The 17,712-nt window shown below is 73.5% G+C and carries 18 protein-coding genes; 12 read left to right on the plus strand and 6 right to left on the minus strand.

Annotated elements, in window-relative coordinates; all coding sequences use genetic code 11:
- Position 1: 1 nt before the first annotated feature.
- On the minus strand, positions 2-565 hold the full coding sequence (locus ACFYWG_RS16670) for a hypothetical protein (protein ID WP_389201918.1): 564 nt from the start codon (positions 563-565) through the stop codon (positions 2-4).
- Between the two features lie 113 nt (positions 566-678).
- Between ACFYWG_RS16670 and tsaB the strand changes: the two genes are divergently transcribed.
- From tsaB to ACFYWG_RS16690, 4 genes are read left to right on the plus strand one after another with little or no spacing between them, the layout of a single operon-like run.
- Positions 679-1,332: a tRNA (adenosine(37)-N6)-threonylcarbamoyltransferase complex dimerization subunit type 1 TsaB gene (tsaB, locus tag ACFYWG_RS16675; RefSeq protein WP_389201920.1), complete on the plus strand. Its 654-nt coding sequence runs from the start codon at positions 679-681 to the stop codon at positions 1,330-1,332.
- Between the two features lie 29 nt (positions 1,333-1,361).
- The gene (gene rimI / locus ACFYWG_RS16680; RefSeq protein ID WP_383500950.1) at positions 1,362-1,835 is read left to right on the plus strand and encodes a ribosomal protein S18-alanine N-acetyltransferase; all 474 of its coding nucleotides are present in this window, start codon (positions 1,362-1,364) and stop codon (positions 1,833-1,835) included.
- Entirely contained in the window at positions 1,828-2,925 is a 1,098-nt protein-coding gene (gene tsaD, locus ACFYWG_RS16685; protein ID WP_376329327.1) for a tRNA (adenosine(37)-N6)-threonylcarbamoyltransferase complex transferase subunit TsaD, read from the plus strand. The genes rimI and tsaD overlap by 8 nt, the downstream gene beginning before the upstream one ends.
- Positions 2,922-3,179, plus strand: a complete 258-nt coding sequence (locus ACFYWG_RS16690) for a hypothetical protein (protein ID WP_376329329.1) — start codon at positions 2,922-2,924, stop codon at positions 3,177-3,179. Before tsaD ends, ACFYWG_RS16690 begins: the two co-directional genes overlap by 4 nt.
- A gap of 89 nt (positions 3,180-3,268) precedes the next feature.
- Here the strand turns inward: ACFYWG_RS16690 and ACFYWG_RS16695 are convergent, their stop codons facing one another.
- Positions 3,269-5,575, minus strand: coding sequence for a glycoside hydrolase family 3 N-terminal domain-containing protein (locus ACFYWG_RS16695; protein ID WP_389201923.1), 2,307 nt, complete (start codon positions 5,573-5,575; stop codon positions 3,269-3,271).
- Between the two features lie 185 nt (positions 5,576-5,760).
- Between ACFYWG_RS16695 and ACFYWG_RS16700 the strand changes: the two genes are divergently transcribed.
- The 4 genes from ACFYWG_RS16700 to ACFYWG_RS16715 all read left to right on the plus strand — a co-directional run bounded on the left by ACFYWG_RS16700 (position 5,761) and on the right by ACFYWG_RS16715 (position 9,846).
- Positions 5,761-6,843, plus strand: coding sequence for a LacI family DNA-binding transcriptional regulator (locus ACFYWG_RS16700; protein WP_376329334.1), 1,083 nt, complete (start codon positions 5,761-5,763; stop codon positions 6,841-6,843).
- Positions 6,844-6,990: 147 nt separating this feature from the next.
- Positions 6,991-8,037: an LCP family protein gene (locus ACFYWG_RS16705; protein WP_389201926.1), complete on the plus strand. Its 1,047-nt coding sequence runs from the start codon at positions 6,991-6,993 to the stop codon at positions 8,035-8,037.
- A 128-nt stretch (positions 8,038-8,165) separates the two neighbouring features.
- A complete protein-coding gene (locus ACFYWG_RS16710) occupies positions 8,166-8,522 on the plus strand; it encodes a YciI family protein (protein WP_376329340.1) in 357 nt (118 codons plus the stop codon).
- Between the two features lie 46 nt (positions 8,523-8,568).
- Complete coding sequence (locus ACFYWG_RS16715; RefSeq protein WP_389201928.1) at positions 8,569-9,846, plus strand: RNA polymerase sigma factor; 1,278 nt, start codon at positions 8,569-8,571, stop codon at positions 9,844-9,846.
- A 3-nt stretch (positions 9,847-9,849) separates the two neighbouring features.
- Here the strand turns inward: ACFYWG_RS16715 and ACFYWG_RS16720 are convergent, their stop codons facing one another.
- Positions 9,850-11,028, minus strand: a complete 1,179-nt coding sequence (locus ACFYWG_RS16720) for a methyltransferase domain-containing protein (RefSeq protein WP_389201930.1) — start codon at positions 11,026-11,028, stop codon at positions 9,850-9,852.
- Positions 11,029-11,206: 178 nt separating this feature from the next.
- Here ACFYWG_RS16720 and ACFYWG_RS16725 point away from each other — a divergent pair, with 178 nt between their 5' ends.
- The 4 genes from ACFYWG_RS16725 to groL all read left to right on the plus strand — a co-directional run bounded on the left by ACFYWG_RS16725 (position 11,207) and on the right by groL (position 15,192).
- Positions 11,207-12,133: a polysaccharide deacetylase family protein gene (locus ACFYWG_RS16725; protein ID WP_389202742.1), complete on the plus strand. Its 927-nt coding sequence runs from the start codon at positions 11,207-11,209 to the stop codon at positions 12,131-12,133.
- Entirely contained in the window at positions 12,130-12,972 is an 843-nt protein-coding gene (locus ACFYWG_RS16730; RefSeq protein ID WP_389201932.1) for a polysaccharide deacetylase family protein, read from the plus strand. Before ACFYWG_RS16725 ends, ACFYWG_RS16730 begins: the two co-directional genes overlap by 4 nt.
- 169 nt (positions 12,973-13,141) lie before the next feature.
- Positions 13,142-13,450: a co-chaperone GroES gene (groES, locus tag ACFYWG_RS16735; RefSeq protein ID WP_053135717.1), complete on the plus strand. Its 309-nt coding sequence runs from the start codon at positions 13,142-13,144 to the stop codon at positions 13,448-13,450.
- A gap of 116 nt (positions 13,451-13,566) precedes the next feature.
- On the plus strand, positions 13,567-15,192 hold the full coding sequence (gene groL / locus ACFYWG_RS16740; RefSeq protein ID WP_376329350.1) for a chaperonin GroEL: 1,626 nt from the start codon (positions 13,567-13,569) through the stop codon (positions 15,190-15,192).
- 72 nt (positions 15,193-15,264) lie between these two features.
- Here groL and ACFYWG_RS16745 read toward each other — a convergent pair whose 3' ends face one another.
- The 3 genes from ACFYWG_RS16745 to ACFYWG_RS16755 all read right to left on the minus strand — a co-directional run bounded on the left by ACFYWG_RS16745 (position 15,265) and on the right by ACFYWG_RS16755 (position 17,647).
- Positions 15,265-15,972, minus strand: coding sequence for an ester cyclase (locus ACFYWG_RS16745; RefSeq protein ID WP_389201935.1), 708 nt, complete (start codon positions 15,970-15,972; stop codon positions 15,265-15,267).
- 138 nt (positions 15,973-16,110) lie between these two features.
- Entirely contained in the window at positions 16,111-16,884 is a 774-nt protein-coding gene (locus tag ACFYWG_RS16750; protein WP_385419832.1) for an SDR family NAD(P)-dependent oxidoreductase, read from the minus strand.
- 94 nt (positions 16,885-16,978) lie between these two features.
- Positions 16,979-17,647: an MOSC domain-containing protein gene (locus ACFYWG_RS16755; RefSeq protein ID WP_389201937.1), complete on the minus strand. Its 669-nt coding sequence runs from the start codon at positions 17,645-17,647 to the stop codon at positions 16,979-16,981.
- Between the last annotated feature and the right edge of the window lie 65 nt (positions 17,648-17,712).

The raw sequence follows: 17,712 nt of genomic DNA on the forward strand, positions 1-17,712 counted from the left end.
CCTAGCGGACGACCACGACCGTGCGGCCGATCGTCGCGAACGTCCACATCGCCGACCCGTCCGCGCGCGACTCGCGGATGCCGCCCGTGCGCACCTTCGGTGGGGGCGCCGCGGCGGCCTTCGCCTCGTCCACGGCCGCACTGAAGCCGACGACCACGCCGTTCACGCTGGTGAAGCGCACGACGTGCTCGACCGGGATGCCGTCCGAGCCGGTCACCGTGCCCGAGCGGGACGTCACCGCGTAGCGGCCCGGGGCCGGGTCGACCGCGCTCGGATCGACCTCGAACGTGCGCGACACCTCGCCGTTCGCCCCCACCAGCCACACCCGGTCGCGGCGCAGCGAGTACACGACCCGCGCGCCCTCGCCGGACCGCGGCGGCAGGGCGGTGGGGTCCTGCCCGGCCCGCGGCGCCTTCGACGTGCCGGCGGCCGGTGCCGTGCCCGCCACCGCGGCCCGGGCCGCGCCGGCCGGGAGCGCCTCGGCCGCCTGGTGGGCGAGGTAACCGACCGTGGCGAGCGCCGCGGCGGTGAGCGCGGCCACGATTCCCGAGCTGCTGGCTGCCACCGGCGCCCACCTCACGTCGTACGTCGCTGTCGTGACGGTAGGTGACGGTAGCAGCAGGTGACGGCCCGGCAGGTACGTCCGACACGGGGCCCGGGGAGCCGTAGGCTGTTTGCGTGCTCTTGCTCGCTCTGGATACCGCCACACCCGCTGTCACCGTCGCGCTGCACGACGGCGAGGACGTCATCGCCTCGTCCAGTCAGGTCGACGCCCGGCGGCACGGGGAACTGCTGCTGCCGGCGATCGACCGCGTGCTCACCGAGGCCGGGCTGACGCTCGACGCGGTCACCGGCATCGTCGCCGGGATCGGCCCCGGCCCCTACACCGGGCTCCGGGTCGGTCTGATGACCGCGGACACCTTCGGGCTCGCGCTCGGCGTCCCCGTCCACGGCGTGTGCACGCTGGACGGCCTCGCCTACGCCGCCGACCTGGAGGGACCCTTCGTGGTCGCCACCGACGCCCGCCGCAAGGAGGTGTACTGGGCCCGCTACGCCGACTCGCGCACCCGCCTCACCGACCCGGCCGTCGACCGGCCCGCCGACATCGCCGCCCAGGTCGAGGGCCTGCCCGCGGTGGGCGCCGGCGCGCTGCTCTACCCGGACACCTTCCCCCAGGCGCACGAACCCGAGCACGTGACGGCCGCCGCCCTGGCCCGGCTGGCCGCCGAGCGGCTCGTCGCGGGCGAGGAACTGCCCGCGCCGCGGCCGCTGTACCTGCGCCGCCCCGACGCCCAGGTCCCCAAGAACTACAAGGTGGTCACCCCCAAGTGACCGAAGCCGAGACGTGCGCGCTGCGCGAGATGCGCTGGTGGGACATCGACGCCGTGCTGGAGCTGGAGCGGGACCTGTTCCCCGAGGACGCCTGGTCCCGGGGCATGTTCTGGTCCGAACTGGCCCACGCCCGCGGCCCGGAGGCCAACCGCCGGTACGTGGTCGCCGAGAGCGGCTCCCGGATCGTCGGGTACGCCGGACTCGTCGCCACCGGTGACCAGGCCGACGTGCAGACCATCGCCGTCGCACGCGAGCGGTGGGGCACCGGTCTCGGCGCCCGGCTGCTCGCCGAACTGCTGCGCGCGGCCACCGCCTTCGAGTGCGCCGAGATCCTGCTGGAGTGCCGCGTGGACAACGTCCGCGCGCAGAAGCTGTACGAGCGCTTCGGCTTCGAACCCATCGGCGTCCGGCGCGGCTACTACCAGCCGGGGAACGTGGACGCCCTGGTGATGCGCCTGACCGCCCCCGAGAACTCCGCACAAGGAACCGAGATCAATGGCTGACGAACCCCTCGTACTGGGAATCGAGACCTCCTGCGACGAGACCGGCGTCGGCATCGTGCGCGGCACCACCCTGCTGGCCGACGCGGTCGCCTCCAGCGTCGACGAGCACGCCCGCTTCGGCGGGGTCGTCCCCGAGGTCGCGAGCCGGGCCCACCTGGAGGCGATGGTCCCCACCATCGACCGCGCGCTGAAGGAGGCCGGCGTCAGCGCCCGCGACCTCGACGGCATCGCCGTCACCGCGGGCCCCGGCCTGGCCGGCGCGCTGCTGGTCGGCGTCTCGGCGGCGAAGGCGTACGCGTACGCCCTGGGCAAGCCGCTGTACGGCGTGAACCACCTCGCCTCGCACATCTGCGTGGACCAGCTGGAGCACGGCCCGCTGCCCGAGCCGACGATGGCGCTGCTGGTCTCCGGCGGGCACTCCTCGCTGCTGCTGTCCTCGGACATCACCTCCGACGTCCGCCCCATGGGCGCCACGATCGACGACGCCGCCGGCGAGGCCTTCGACAAGATCGCCCGGGTGCTGAACCTCGGCTTCCCGGGCGGCCCGGTCATCGACCGGTACGCCAAGGAGGGCGACCCGGACGCGATCGCCTTCCCGCGCGGCCTGACCGGCCCCCGCGACCCGGCCTACGACTTCTCCTTCTCCGGGCTGAAGACGGCCGTGGCCCGCTGGATCGAGGCCAGGCGCGCGGCGGGCGAGGAGGTGCCGGTGCGGGACGTGTCGGCGTCCTTCCAGGAGGCGGTCGTGGACGTGCTGACCCGCAAGGCCGTCCGGGCGTGCAAGGACGAGGGCGTCGACCACCTGATGATCGGCGGCGGCGTGGCCGCCAACTCCCGGCTGCGCGCGCTCGCCCAGGAGCGCTGCGAGGCGGCCGGGATCCGGCTGCGGGTGCCGCGGCCGAAGCTGTGCACGGACAACGGCGCGATGGTCGCCGCCCTCGGCGCCGAGATGGTCGCCCGCAACCGCGCCGCGTCGAGCTGGGACCTGTCCGCCGACTCCTCGCTGCCGGTGACCGAACCGCACGTCCCGGGCCACGGCCACGATCACGACCACGTGCACGAGGTGAGCAAGGAGAACCTCTACTCGTGACGGTCGCCCTGATGTGGGAGGCGCGGGCCGTGCCCGGGCGGGGCGAGGACCTGCTCGGCTGGGCCCGCGCCCAGGAACTGCCCCGCGAGCCGCTGCGCCGCGAGACCCTGCGCGCCCCCCAGGACCGGGTCCTGGTCATCACCTGGTGGGACGCCCCGTACGACGCCGACCTGCCCGAACTGCCCGAGCCGGACCGCGATCTGGTCACGCGGGCCGTGCACCGGTGGCGGTTCGAGTCGGTCGACGGAGGCTGACCGGGGAGCCGCCGGGCGGCCGTCCGCACGGGGCTCACTGCACGGGCTCACGTCTCGGGGCTCACGGCACGGGGCTCACGGCACGGGGCTCACCGCACGGGCGACACCTCCGTCGGGCAGCACAGCCGGCGGTCCGCCCCGGTGACCCGGACCGGGCCGGTCAGGGTGAGCCGGGCCGTGTGGTGCACGTCGGCGCTGGACGCGGCCAGCCGCAGTTCCAGGGCGCCCGGTTCGACCACCCTGCGGCCCGTGCGGTCGGTGAACGCCGACAGGTCCGTGTGGAAGCGGAACGTCACCCGGGCCGCCTCTCCCGCCGCGAGCGCCACCCGCCGGTAGCCGACGAGCCGGACGTCGGGCCGGGTCACCGAGGCCACCGGATCGTGCAGGTACAGCTGCACGACCTCCGCCCCCTCCCGCTCGCCGGTGTTGCGGACCGTCACGGACAGGTCGCAGGCGCCGTCCGTGCCGATCTCCTCCTCGCCGCCGGCCACGTCCTCCCAGGCGAACCGCGTGTAGGAGCGGCCGTGGCCGAAGGCGTACAGCGGGGTCGGGTCCAGGTTGCTGACCTCGCCCGCGAGGCCGAGGGGCGGCTGGAGGTAGGTCCAGGGCTGGCCGCCGGGCTCCCTGGGCACGCTGACGGGCAGCCGGCCGGAGGGGTTCACCCGGCCCGACAGGACGCCCGCGACGGCCGGGCCGCCCTCCTCGCCCGGGAAGAACGCCTGGACGACGGCCCCCAGCCGGCCGTGCCAGCGGCCCAGCGCGTAGGGGCGGCCGGACAGCAGCACCAGCACGACCGGGACGCCGGTGGCCAGGAGCGCGTCCAGCAGGTCGCCCTGGGCGCCCGGCAGGGCCAGGTCCGTGGCGTCGCAGCCCTCGCCGGAGGTGCCGCGTCCGAACAGGCCCGCCCGGTCGCCGAGCACCGCCACGCACACGTCGGCCTCGGCGGTGCGGGCGACGGCCTCCTCGAAGCCCGACGGGTCCGGGTCGCTCACGTCGCAGCCCTGCGCGAACGTGACCTTGGCGTCCGGCAGTTCCGCGCGCAGCGCCTCCAGGACGGTCGGGATCTCGATGCCCGTCGGCACGCCCGGGTGGTGGGTGAGGACGTGCGAGGGGAAGGAGTAGCAGCCCAGCATGGCCAGGGCGTCGGCCGCCCGGGGGCCGACGACCGCGATCCGGGTGCCGGAGGCCAGCGGGAGCAGCCCGCCTGGGTTGTCGAGCAGGACGACGGACTCCTCGGCCAGCCGTCGGGCCAGGGCCCGGTTGACCGGCGGATCCAGGCTCACCGGGCCGTCCGGCTCGGGGGTCCAGTCCGCGTCCAGCAGGCCCAGTTCGCACTTCTGGAGCAGGACGCGGCGGGCCGCGCGGTCGACCAGTTCCTCGGGGACGCGGCCGGAGCGGACGGCCTCCAGCAGCGGCGGGCCGTAGCACTTCAGGGTGGGCAGTTCGACGTCGATGCCGGCCGCGAGGGCCGCGTGGGCCGCCTCGGCCGGGCTGCCGGCGACCCGGTGCAGGGTCTGCAGGAAGCCGATGCCGAAGTAGTCGGCGACGACCGTGCCGGTGAACCCCCACTCCTCGCGCAGCAGCCGGGTGAGCAACCCGGGGTCGGCGGAGGCCGGGAGGCCGTCGGTCTCGGTGTAGGCGGCCATCACCGAGCGGGCCCCGCCCTCGCGCAGGGCCATCTCGAACGGCGGCAGGGTGACGTCCGCGAACTCGCGCAGGCCCGCCCGGACCGGGGCGAGGTTGCGGGCGCCGGCCGAGGAGGCGTACCCGGCGAAGTGCTTGAGCGTGGCGACGACCCCCGCCGACTCCAGCCCCCGCACGTAGGCCGCGCCGACCGTGCCGACCAGGTACGGGTCCTCGCCGATGGTCTCCTCCACCCGGCCCCAGCGCGGATCGCGGACGACGTCCAGCACGGGCGCGAGACCCTGGTGGACACCGACCGAGCGCAGGTCCTCGCCGATGCGCCGGGCCATCTCCTCGACCAGCGGCGGATCCCAGGCGGCGCCCCAGGCGAGCGGGACCGGGTAGGCCGTGGCCCGCCAGGCGGTGAAGCCGGCCAGGCACTCCTCGTGCGCGAGCGCCGGGATGCCGAACCGCCCGGCCGCGGCGATCCGCCGCTGCGCGCGGGCCAGCGCCCGCGCGCCGAGCACCGGGTCGACGGGGGCGGTGCCGAACGGGCGCGTGAGCTGGCCGAGGCCGTGGGTGATCAGCTCGTCCCAGTCGTAGGCGACGGTCATGTCGTGCTGGTGCGGCGCGACCCCCTCGCCGTCCGTCTCGGCGCCCACCCACACGCCGTACAGCTGGGCGGTCTTCTCCTGAAGGGTCATCCGGGAGAGCAGGTCGTCGACGCGGGCTGCGGCGGGCAGGGCGGGGTCACGCCAGGGCGCGGTGGTCATGAAGCTCCTGTCGGGTGGACGGACGGCCCTCTGACGAGCGGTGCTCACGAGCGCGTGAACGGTGCTGTGCCGACCTCTCCCGCACCCGCGACTGCGAATGTTTCGAGCTGTGCATCGAATGTTCCGGGAACCTATGGCGCTCCGAGGGCTTCGTCAAGAGGTGCCGCAGGGATACGATCGCCGCCATGACTTCCCCGGAGCCCGTTGAAGGCCGGACGCAAACCCGGACGCAGAACCGGACGCGGGGCCGCACCGCGCAGACCGCGACGCTCGCCGAGATCGCGCGCGAGGCCGGCGTCTCGGCACCGACTGTTTCGAAAGTGCTGAACGGCCGCACCGACGTCGCCGCGGCGACCCGGGCCCGGGTCGAGGAGCTGCTGCGGGTGCACGGCTACCGGCGCCGGAGGGCCGAGGCGACCCGCTCCCCGCTGCTCGACCTGGTCTTCCACGAGCTGGAGAGCGCTTGGGCGATGGAGGTCATCCGGGGCGTGGAGAACGTGGCCCGGGACGCCGGGCTCAGTGTCGTGCTGTCGGAGAGCGCCGGCCGGCTCACCCCGGGGCGGAGCTGGGCCGACCAGGTCGCGGCCCGCCGGCCGCACGGTGTGGTCCTGGTGCTGTCCGGGCTCGACGCGTCGCAGCGGGCCCTGCTGACCAGCCGGTCCATCCCCTTCGTGGTGATGGACCCGGCCGGCGACCCCGGCGCCGACGTGCCGTCGATCGGCGCGACCAACTGGCAGGGCGGCCTCGCGGCCACCCGGCACCTGGTCGATCTCGGGCACCGCAGGATCGGGGCGATCAGCGGCCCGTCGCAGATGATGTGCAGCCGCGCCCGGGTGGACGGCTACCGGGCCGCCCTGGAGACGGCCGGGCTCCCGGTGGACCCGTCCCTGATCGCGGCCGGGGACTTCCACCACGAGACCGGCTACCGCAGGGGCCTGGAGCTGCTGGGCCGACCGGACCGGCCGACCGCCGTCTTCGCCGGGAACGACCTGCAGGCGCTCGGGCTCTACGAGGCCGCCCGCGAGCTGGGCCTGCGCATCCCGGAGGACCTGAGCGTCGTCGGCTTCGACGACCTGCCGGTGGCGCGCTGGGTGGGGCCGCCGCTGACGACGGTGCGGCAGCCGCTGACGGAGATGGCCGAAGCCGCCGCCCGGCTCGTCCTCGACCTCGGGCGGGACGCGGAGGCCGCCGCGGCCACCCGGGTGGAGCTGGCGACGAGCCTGGTGGTGCGCAGCAGCACCGCGGCGGCGCCCCGGTCCGGCGGATGACGTGACGGCCGGCCGGCCGTCGAAGCAAGTCGAAGACCAGGCCGAAACTTTCGAATGGTCTTCGCGGTCCGAGCGGTCCGACCATCGAATCTGAGAATTTCCCAAGAAAGCGCGACCCGCGCTACCTGGCCGACATTATTCGGACTTATGTTCCTGGGCGTGACGGAACGCGACGGGGAGGGCGACGCGCCGCGCCGGCGCTCGCAGGTGCCCAGGACCGCGGCCCTGGTCCTGGCAGGAGCGCTCGTGCTGGGCGCCGCGGCGGCGGGCTGGGCCTACTGGCACCTCGACCACAACATCACCGGTGTCGACATCGACCGCGCACTCGGTGACGACCGCCCGCCCAGACCGCTCGGCGCGCCCGCGCCCGCGGATTCCGCACTGCCCGGTGAGGCGCTCAACATCCTCGTCCTGGGCTCGGACTCGCGCAGCGGCGCGGAGAACCGGCGGCTCGGCGGCGGCGACAGCACCGGTGCCCGCTCCGACACGGCGATGGTCGTCCACCTCGACGCCGGGCGGACCGCCGCGACGGTGGTCAGCATCCCGCGCGACACCCTGGTCACCCGCCCCTCCTGCCCGACCCCGTCCGGCGGGTCGACGGCGGTGGCGTACGGCTCGATGTTCAACAGCGCCTACGAGGTGGGCGGTCCGGTGTGCGCGGTGAAGACCGTCGAGGCGATGACGAACGTGCGGATGGACCACTACCTGGAGCTCGACTTCTCCGGGTTCGCCCGGCTGGTCGACGCACTCGGCGGCGTCACCGTCACCACCGAGGAGGACATCTCCGACGACGACAGCCACCTTCGACTGAAGGCCGGCACCCACCACCTGGACGGCGACCGCGCCCTGGCCCTGGCCCGCACCCGGCACGGCATAGGCGACGGCAGCGACCTCGGCCGCATCGGCCTGCAGCAGAAGCTGGTGAAGGCCCTGCTGGAGCAGATCACCGTCCAGGACCTGCTCACCGACCCGGCCAGGCTCTACCGGGTCGCCGACACGGTGACCGCGGGCCTGACCACGGACACCGGCCTGGACTCCCTGGCCGAGCTGACCCGGCTCGGCCGGAGCCTGCAAGGCCTGTCGGCGGGCGCGGTCCGCACGGTCACGATGCCCGTGGTGCCGGCGCCCTCGGACCCCAACCGGGTGGTCGCGGACGAGCCGGAGGCCGGGAAACTGTGGCAGTCACTGCGCTGACCTGCGAAATTCCGCCCACCTGAAAATCTTCGGGTGTGTGCGCCGCGGGTGTCGATCCACGCGTCGGCCGTTCGACGCAGGGGTGAGAGCGGGCACAGGACCCGCTCCGCACGACCCGAGGAGTCACCGTGCCGCGCTTTCTCACCCTGATCCGCATCGACGAGAAGAACGCCCCCGCCGAGGGCCCGAGCCCCGAACTGCAGGAGCGCATGGGCAAGCTGCTGGAGGAGATCACCCGGGCCGGCGTCATGCTGGACACGGCCGGGCTCACCCCCACCTCCGACGGCACCCGGGTGACCTGGGAGGGCGGGCGGATGTCCGTCATCGACGGGCCGTTCACCGAGACCAAGGAGGTCATCGGCGGCTACTCGATCAGCCAGTGCAAGGACAAGGCCGAGGCCGTCGAGTGGACCAAGCGGTTCCTGGCCACCCACGAGGACTACTGGACCATCACGGCGGAGGTCCGGCAGATCGCCGAGGGCTGACGCTCCCGCTTGGCCGGGCGGCGCCGGGGGTGTCTGATGGTGGGTCGTGACCGTGTCGCCCACCCCCTCCCCGGCGCCCCGCCGCGAGGCCGCCGAGACCGTCGAGACCGTCTTCCGCATGGAGTCGCCCCGGATCATCGCCGGCGTCACCCGCGTCGTCCGCGACGTCGGCATCGCCGAGGAACTCGCACAGGACGCCCTGGTGGCCGCCCTGGAGCAGTGGCCCCGCGACGGGATCCCCGCAAACCCGGGCGCCTGGCTCATGGCGGCGGCCCGCAACCGCGCCGTCGACCTGGTCCGCCGCCGGGAGAACTACGCCCGGAAGCTGGCCGAGATCGGCCGGGCCCAACCGGACGCGGCCCCGCCCGAGGAGCCCGCCGACCCCGACGACATCGACGACGACCTGCTGCGCCTGGTCTTCACCGCCTGCCACCCGATGTTGTCCACCGAGGCCCGCACCGCCCTCACCCTGCGTCTGCTGGGCGGACTGACCACGGCGGAGATCGCCCGGGCGTTCCTCGTCCCCGAGCCGACCGTCGCCCAGCGCGTCGTCCGCGCCAAACGCACCCTGGCCACGAAGAACATCGCCTTCGAGGTGCCCCGCGGAGCCGACCGCGAGGCCCGCCTCGGCTCGGTCCTCGACGTCATCTACCTGATCTTCAACGAGGGGTACGCCGCCACGGCCGGCGACGACTGGCTGCGCCCGTCCCTGTGCGAGGACGCCCTGCGGCTGGCCCGGGTGCTCGCCGGGCTGATGCCGAAGGAGAGCGAGGTGCACGGACTGGCCGCACTCCTGGAGTTCCAGGCGTCCCGCACGGCGGCCCGCACGGCCCCCTCCGGCGAACCCGTCCTGCTCCAGGACCAGAACCGCTCCCGCTGGAACCGCATGCTGATCGCCCGCGGCGTCGCCGCACTGGGCCGGGCGGAGGCCACCGCCTCCGGCGCCCCGGGCCCGTACCTCCTCCAGGCCGCCATCGCCGCCTGCCACGCGCACGCCCCCACCTACGAGGAGACCGACTGGGCGCGCATCGCCACCCTCTACGGCCTGCTCGCCGCCCGGTCCCCGTCACCGGTCGTGGAGCTGAACCGGGCGGTGGCCGTCTCGATGTCCGAAGGGCCCGGCGCCGCCCTGCCGCTGGTCGACGCCCTGTCCGCCGACCCGGCCCTGCGCGGCTACCACCTGCTGCCCAGCGTCCGCGGCGACCTCCTGAGCCGCCTCGGCCGCCGGGCCGAGGCCCGCACCGAGTTCGAGCGGGCGGCCTCCCTCGCGCGCAACCAACGGGAGCGGGACCTGCTGCTGCGCCGGGCCGCCGAGCAGGGCTGACCGTCAGGCCGGGTGCCCCAGCAGCATGGCCGGGGCCCCGGCGACCCTGGTCAGGAACACCGTCGCGGCGTGCGGACCCTGCGGCTTGACCTTGCGGCGCAGCTCCTCCGGCTCCACCGCCGAGCCCCGCTTCTTCACCGTGAGCGTGCCCACCTGCCGTTCCCGCAGCAGGGCCTTGAGCTTCTTGACGTTGAAGGGCAGGTGGTCGGTGATCTCGTAGGCGGTCGCGTACCGGGTCGGGTGCAGGGCGTCGGCCGTGACGTAGGCGATGGTCGCGTCGAGCAGTCCGCCGCCGACCTGCTCGGCCACCTCGGCGACCAGGTGGGCGCGGATGACCGCGCCGTCGGGCTCGTAGAGGTAGCGGCCGGGCGGGCGGACGTCCGGATCGGGCAGGCCGCGCGAGAGCAGGCTGCGCGGCCCCGGCAGCAGGGTGGCCCGCACGGCGCCCGCGGCGGTGCCGAACCACAGCACCGCCTCCTTCACGTCCCCGCCGTCCGAGATCCACTCGGCCTCGGCGTCCTGCGGGACCGCCTCGTGCGGGATGCCCGGGGCGACCTTCAGCGCCGCGCGCGGTGCCCGGCGCGCGGCGGCCACCGCCCAGGACAGCGGCGGCGAGTAGGCCTCGGGGTCGAAGATCCGGCCCCGGCCGCCGCGCCGGGCCGGGTCGGCGAAGACGGCGTCGTACCCGGTGGTGTCCACCTCCGTGACGTCGGCCTCGCGCACCTCGATCAGGTGGGCCAGGTCCAGCGCCTCGGCGTTGGCGCGGGCCGCCGCGGCCGTGAGCGGGTCCCGGTCCACGGCGAGGACCCGGATCCCGGCCCGGGCCAGCGCGATCGCGTCGCCGCCGATGCCGCAGCACAGGTCGGCGACCGAGGCCACGCCCAGGGCGGCCATCCGCCCGGCCCGGTAGGCGGCCACGCTCGCCCGGGTCGACTGCTCCACCCCGTTGGGCGTGAAGAACATCCGCCCGGCGTCCTCCGCGCCGAACTTCACCGCCGCGCGCTGCCGCAGCCGCGCCTGCCCGAGCGCGGCCGACACCAGTTCGGCCGGGTGGTCACGGCGCAGCCGGGTCGCCACCGCCAGCTCCTGTGCCGGGTCGGTGTCACGCACCTCGTCGAGGAGGGCGCGGCCTTCGGGGGTGAGGAGGGGAGCGAGGTCGTTCACCGGATCATTGTCGACCACGACCGGACGACGTCGCCGGGAGGAGCGGGAGGAGCAGGAGGAGCGGGAGGAGTCCGTCCCCGCGGCCGTCCGGCACTGGTCCGGCATCGCGGCCGATGTGGGCCAGTCGGTGGACCGTGGGGGAGCGGTCGCGGTGTCGGGGCCGGTTCGCCCGGGCGGGCTGCGAGGATCCGGCACCATGCGAGCAGTCGTACAAAATGACAAAAGCCGGGCATTCGGCGGGGTGCGGATCGGCCTCGCGGTGCTCGCCCTGGCCGCCATCGCCTCCGGCTGCGCGCAGGGCGGCGACGGCACCGGCGTCGCCCCGGCCGGCGGCCAGCAGCCCCTGGAGGCACCCCCGGCCCGCGCCCTGGACTCCTACGCCGCCAAGCTGCGCACCGCGCACACCGCCCGGGTCGCCGCCGCCCGCCGCTGGGGACTGCGCGCCGTCCCGCTGTCCGCGCCCCCGGCCCCCGAGCGCAAGCCCAGCATCAAGACCCGCAAGGGCTTCGAGGTGGACGGCCACCGGGAACTGGACCTGCCCCCCGTGTTCACCCGCGTCCCCACGCGAGACAAGGTCGTCTTCCTCACCATCGACGACGGCGCCGAGAAGGACCCCTCGTTCCTGCGGATGACCCGCGAACTGGGCGTGCCCTACACCGCGTTCCTCAGCGGCTACCTGGTCGAGGACGACCCCCGCTACTTCCGCCAAATGCAGGCCGAGGGAGTGGTCCTGAACAACCACACCCTGCACCACCCCAACCTGCGCGGCATGTCCTACCGCGCGCAGAAGCGCGAGATCTGCGGCATGCAGCGCTACGTCGAACAGCGCTTCGGCAAGCGCCCCACCCTCTTCCGCCCGCCCTACGGCAGTTACGACCGGGCGACCCTGCGCGCCGCCAAGGACTGCGGCATCACGTCCGTGCCCCTGTGGAGCGAGGAGGTCTTCGCCGACCACTGGGAGTACCGCGAGGCGGACCGCGACCTGCGCCCGGGGGACATCGTGCTCACGCACTTCCGGGGCCGGGACGAGTGGAAGGGCACGATGCCCGACATGATCCGCCGCTTCCTGAACAAGGTCACGGCCGAGGGGTACGCCGTGGGGCGGCTGGAGGACTACCTGTGAGGCGGCGGGCCGCCGGCACGCTGTGCGCGGGCCTGGCCCTGCTGGCCGCCTGCGCCGCGTCGCCGGAGGAGCACCCGGGCGACGCCGACGGCCGCGCCCCGGCGACGGGCCACCCCTCCGCCGAGGGCCGGGGTCACCTGCCGCCCGTCGTCGACCACGTCCCCACCCGGGAACCGGTCGTCTTCCTCACCTACGACGACGGCGCCGAACGCGACCCCCTCTTCGTCGGCCTCGTCCGCGAACGGCGTCTCCCCGTCAGCCTGTTCCTCACCGACAGCGTCGTGGGCCCCGGCTACGCCCACTTCGCCCGGCTGCGCGCGGTCGGCGCCTCCCTGCAGAACCACACCCTGGACCACCCCGCCCTGCGCGGACTGCCCTACGCGGGCCAGCGCGCGGAGATCTGCGGCCAGCAGCACAAGCTGCACTCCCGCTTCGGCGTCCGCCCCCGGCTCTTCCGGCCGCCCTACGGCACCTACGACACGACGACCCTGCGCGCCGCCGCCGACTGCGGCATCCGGGCGGTCGTCCTCTGGCGCGTGTCCCTGGACGGCGACGGGGAGCTGGACTACCGCCGGGGCGAGCCGCGGCTGCGGCCGGGCGACATCGTCTCGCTGCCGTCCGGCGACACCGACTCCCTGACGCTCGCCGAGCGCACGCGGCGCCTGCTGCGCGAGATCGACACGCGGGGGCTGAGGGTGGGGCGACTGGAGGACCACGTGGAGAACGTGCCGGAGACGGCTCCGGAGAGCGCACCTGAGGCGGCATCGGAGAACACGCCGGAGGCGGCGTCGGCGAGCGCGCCGGAGCGGGCACCCGGCCGACGCGCCGCGGGCAATTAGCAGTCCGCTTGACCGAGTGCTAATCGCAGTCATAGTCTCGGCTCTGGCACTCCCCCTAGGAGAGTGCCAACACAGCGACGGGCAGGTCCGGCACCCGCGACGACGGATCCACCTGGTCGCCACCTCAGACAGTTAACCCCGTGAGATCTCCGAAGGGGGAGGTCGGATCGTGACGACCACCAGCTCCAAGGTTGCCATCAAGCCGCTCGAGGACCGCATCGTGGTCCAGCCGCTCGACGCCGAGCAGACCACCGCCTCTGGCCTGGTCATCCCGGACACCGCCAAGGAGAAGCCCCAGGAGGGCGTCGTCCTGGCCGTGGGCCCGGGCCGCTTCGAGGACGGCAACCGTCTTCCGCTCGACGTCTCCGTCGGCGACGTCGTGCTCTACAGCAAGTACGGCGGCACCGAGGTGAAGTACAACGGCGAGGAGTACCTCGTCCTCTCGGCCCGCGACGTGCTCGCGATCATCGAGAAGTAATTCACCCGAAGCACCTTGCTTTGAACTGCGCCCCTGGCCCCCGCGATCGCCAATAAGCCGGGCGCCCGGGGCGCAGTTGCCGTTATCCCAGATTCCGGAAGAGGGCTCACGCTCCCATGGCGAAGATCCTGAAGTTCGACGAGGACGCCCGTCGCGCCCTCGAGCGCGGCGTCAACAAGCTTGCCGACACGGTCAAGGTGACGATCGGCCCCAAGGGCCGCAACGTCGTCATCGACAAGAAGTTCGGCGCCCCCACCATCACCAACGACGGTGTCACGATCGCCCGCGAGGTCGAGATCGAGGACCCGTACGAGAACCTCGGTGCCCAGCTGGTCAAGGAGGTGGCGACCAAGACCAACGACATCGCGGGTGACGGTACGACCACCGCGACCGTGCTCGCCCAGGCGCTCGTGCGCGAGGGCCTGAAGAACGTCGCCGCCGGTGCCTCCCCGGCCGCCCTCAAGAAGGGCATCGACGCCGCCGTCAAGGCCGTCTCCGACGACCTGCTCGCCTCGGCCCGCCCGATCGACGAGAAGTCCGACATCGCCGCCGTCGCCGCGCTGTCCGCCCAGGACCAGCAGGTCGGCGAGCTCATCGCCGAGGCGATGGACAAGGTCGGCAAGGACGGTGTCATCACCGTCGAGGAGTCCAACACCTTCGGTCTGGAGCTGGACTTCACCGAGGGCATGGCCTTCGACAAGGGCTACCTGTCGCCGTACTTCGTGACGGACCAGGAGCGCATGGAAGCCGTCCTGGACGACCCGTACATCCTCATCACGCAGGGCAAGATCTCCGCCATCGCGGACCTGCTGCCGCTGCTGGAGAAGGTCATCCAGGCCAACGCCTCCAAGCCGCTGCTGATCATCGCCGAGGACGTCGAGGGCGAGGCCCTGTCGACCCTGGTCGTGAACAAGATCCGCGGCACGTTCAACGCCGTCGCCGTCAAGGCCCCGGGCTTCGGCGACCGCCGCAAGGCGATGCTGCAGGACATGGCCGTCCTCACCGGCGCCACGGTCGTCTCCGAGGAGGTCGGCCTCAAGCTCGACCAGGTCGGCCTGGACGTCCTCGGCTCCGCCCGCCGCGTCACCGTCACCAAGGACGACACCACGGTCGTCGACGGTGCCGGCAACAAGGAAGACGTGCAGGGCCGCGTCGCCCAGATCAAGGCCGAGATCGAGACCACGGACTCCGACTGGGACCGCGAGAAGCTCCAGGAGCGCCTCGCGAAGCTGGCCGGCGGCGTGTGCGTCATCCGCGTGGGTGCCGCCACCGAGGTCGAGCTCAAGGAGCGCAAGCACCGTCTGGAGGACGCCATCTCCGCGACCCGCGCCGCGGTCGAGGAGGGCATCGTCTCCGGTGGTGGCTCCGCGCTGGTCCACGCCGTCAAGGTCCTCGAGGGCAACCTCGACAAGACCGGCGACGAGGCCACCGGTGTCTCCGTGGTCCGCAAGGCCGCCGTCGAGCCGCTGCGCTGGATCGCCGAGAACGCCGGCCTCGAGGGCTACGTCATCGTCTCCAAGGTCGCCGAGCTCGAGAAGGGCAGCGGTTACAACGCCGCCACCGGCGAGTACGGCGATCTGATCAAGGCCGGCGTCATCGACCCGGTCAAGGTCACCCGCTCCGCCCTGGAGAACGCCGCCTCCATCGCCTCCCTCCTCCTCACGACCGAGACCCTGGTCGTCGAGAAGAAGGAAGAGGAGGAGCCGGCCGCCGCGGGCCACGGCCACGGCCACGCCCACTGAGGCACCGACCTCCGCCGGAAGCCCCCGCCCCGCCGCCCGCGGGACGGGGGCTTCCCGCATCCGCGGGCCCGCTCACAGCTCCAGCGGGTCCAGCGCCCCGAGCTGCTGCATCAGCCCCAGCCGGTCGTACTGCCACCAGCCCTCGGCGATCTTCCCGTCCGGTGCGCAGCGGTGGACGGTCGTCCCGGTCATGGTGACGTCCTTGCCGGTCGGCGGGATGCCGAGGAACTCGCCCGTGTGCCGGCCGTGGAAGGTCCACCGGGTGCACACCCGGTCGCCCTGCGCCATCTGGTCCTCGATCGTGAACGAGAAGGCGAACCCGCCCTGCCACGCCTTCACTTCGCGCCGCACCGCGTCGAGCCCGACGACGTCCTGCACGTTGGCCGGATCGTGGTCGTGGTAGTCCTCGGTGAACACGTCGTTCATCGGCGGCGCGTCGCCCTCCCCGGGCGCGATCTCGAAGAACCGCCGCGCGGTCGCCGCGTTCAGCTGCTCGTCCCGTACGACGTCGAGGTCGGTGAACGTCGGCTCCTCCTCGCACAGGGCCACCATGTCCTGGAAGATCCGGTCGGTCTCCGGAAGTCCGGAGTTGCGCATCGCGTCCTCGTAGGAGGGGAACTCCACGATCTCGACGATGTGCGAGGCGTCGGACCTGTCCTTCGCCACCACGCTGTGCGTCGCCGTCCGCTTCCCCCGGGTCTGTTCGACCCACCTGTCCATCAGCCGGTTCATCTCGTCGAGCCGACTGGTCCTGCATTCGATGAGCTGTACGAAGGTCATGACCTCGCCTCCGGCCCCCCGGGGATCCGGCTGAACAGCACCATTCTCCCTCTGCGGACCGCCCGGCCGCCTCCCGGCCGGACGGCCGTCACCGCGGTGACGGCACTGGTCCGTACGTCACTGCGGCCCGTACCTCCGTCACTGCGGCCCGTACTTGCGCCCCGTCCGGGACGAGACCGCTCCCAGCATCCCCCGCGGCACCAGCTTCGCCGCGCCCATCAGGGCCTTGTAGCGCGGATCCGGGACGGACAGGGTCTTGCCGCGGGCGAGGTCGTGCAGCGCGGCCGCCACCAGCTTGTCCGCGTCGAGCCACATCCAGCCGGGGATGTTGTCCGTGCCCATGCCGGCCCGCTCGTGGAACTCGGTGCGGACGAACCCGGGGCACAGCGCCATCAGCCGCACCCCGCTGCCGGCCAGGTCCCGCGCCGCCCCCTGCGTGAACTGCACGACCCAGGCCTTGGAGGCGCCGTACGTCCCGCGCGGGACGAAGGCCGCGACCGAGGCGACATTGACGACACCGCCGCGGCCCCGCTCCCGCATGGCCTCCGTCGCCGCCGCGGTCAGCCGCAGCACCGCCTCGCAGTGCACCTTCAGCATCCGCAGCTCGTCGGCCATGGACACCTCCAGGAAGCGGCCCTTGTTGCCGAAGCCGGCGTTGTTGACCAGCAGGTCGACGGGGCTCTTGCGGTCGCGCAGGCGGTCGGCGACCGCTTCGATGCCCCGGTCCTCCGCCAGGTCGGCCGTCAGCACCTCCGCCTCGATGCCGTGCCGGTCGTGCAGCTCGGTCGCCTGCTCCCGGAGGCGCTTGGTGTCCCGGGCCACCAGGACCAGGTTGTGCCCGTCGGCCGCCAGTCGCCGCGCGAACGCGGCCCCGATGCCTGCCGTCGATCCCGTAATCAGAGCCGTTGTCATGGCAGAAGCGTAGTGACCCGGATCTCGTGCGTCCGCTTGCCCGCAGGGCCGTCCGTGGTGAAGGACCGGTGCAGACCGGCGTGGTGAGCCGCGGTCAGGCGCCGGACACCTCCCGGTACTCGCGGGCCGCCGCCAGCAGCTCCGGGTGCAGCGCCGCACCCGCCGCGAGCAGCCGGGGCAGCAGCGCCCGCTCGGTCGTCGACGCCCGGAACGCCAGCGCCACGGTGACGTCGTGACCGGGCCGGTGCACGACCTCCACGGCGTCGCCCGCACGGATCTCCCCGGGCACGATCACCCGCAGATAGGCCCCGGGCGCACCGCGCCGCGTGAACCGCTTCACCCAGCCCTTCTCGTCCAGGTGGCCCTGGAACGTACGGCACGGGATCCGCCCGGAGGTGATCTCCAGCACCACCTCGGGCCCGATCCGCCAGCGCTCGCCGATCAGCGCACCGGAGACGTCCAGGCCCCGGGTGGTGAGGTTCTCGCCGAACGCGCCGTGCGCCAGCGTCCGGCCCAGCTCGCGCTCCCACTCGTCCAGGTCCTCGCGGGCCATCGCGTACACGGCCTGGTCGTCGCCGCCGTGATGCTGCAGCTTGCACACGGCGTCCCCGGCCAGCCCGCTCCCGCCGACCCCCTTCGGCCCGGGCGCGGACACCCGCACCGGGCCGTCCACCGGCCGCTTGTCGATCCCCGTGACCCCCTCGGGGTTGTCGGTGTACGTCACGGCCTTCGCGCGGCCCAGGTTCACTGACAGAAGCTCCATGCGCGCACGCTAGGCGACGGGACCCCAAAGCGTCGACGCATTATTCGTGCCGCGCTCAAAGCACC

Source organism: Streptomyces sp. NPDC003456, assembly GCF_042878735.1.
GTDB lineage: Bacteria > Actinomycetota > Actinomycetes > Streptomycetales > Streptomycetaceae > Streptomyces.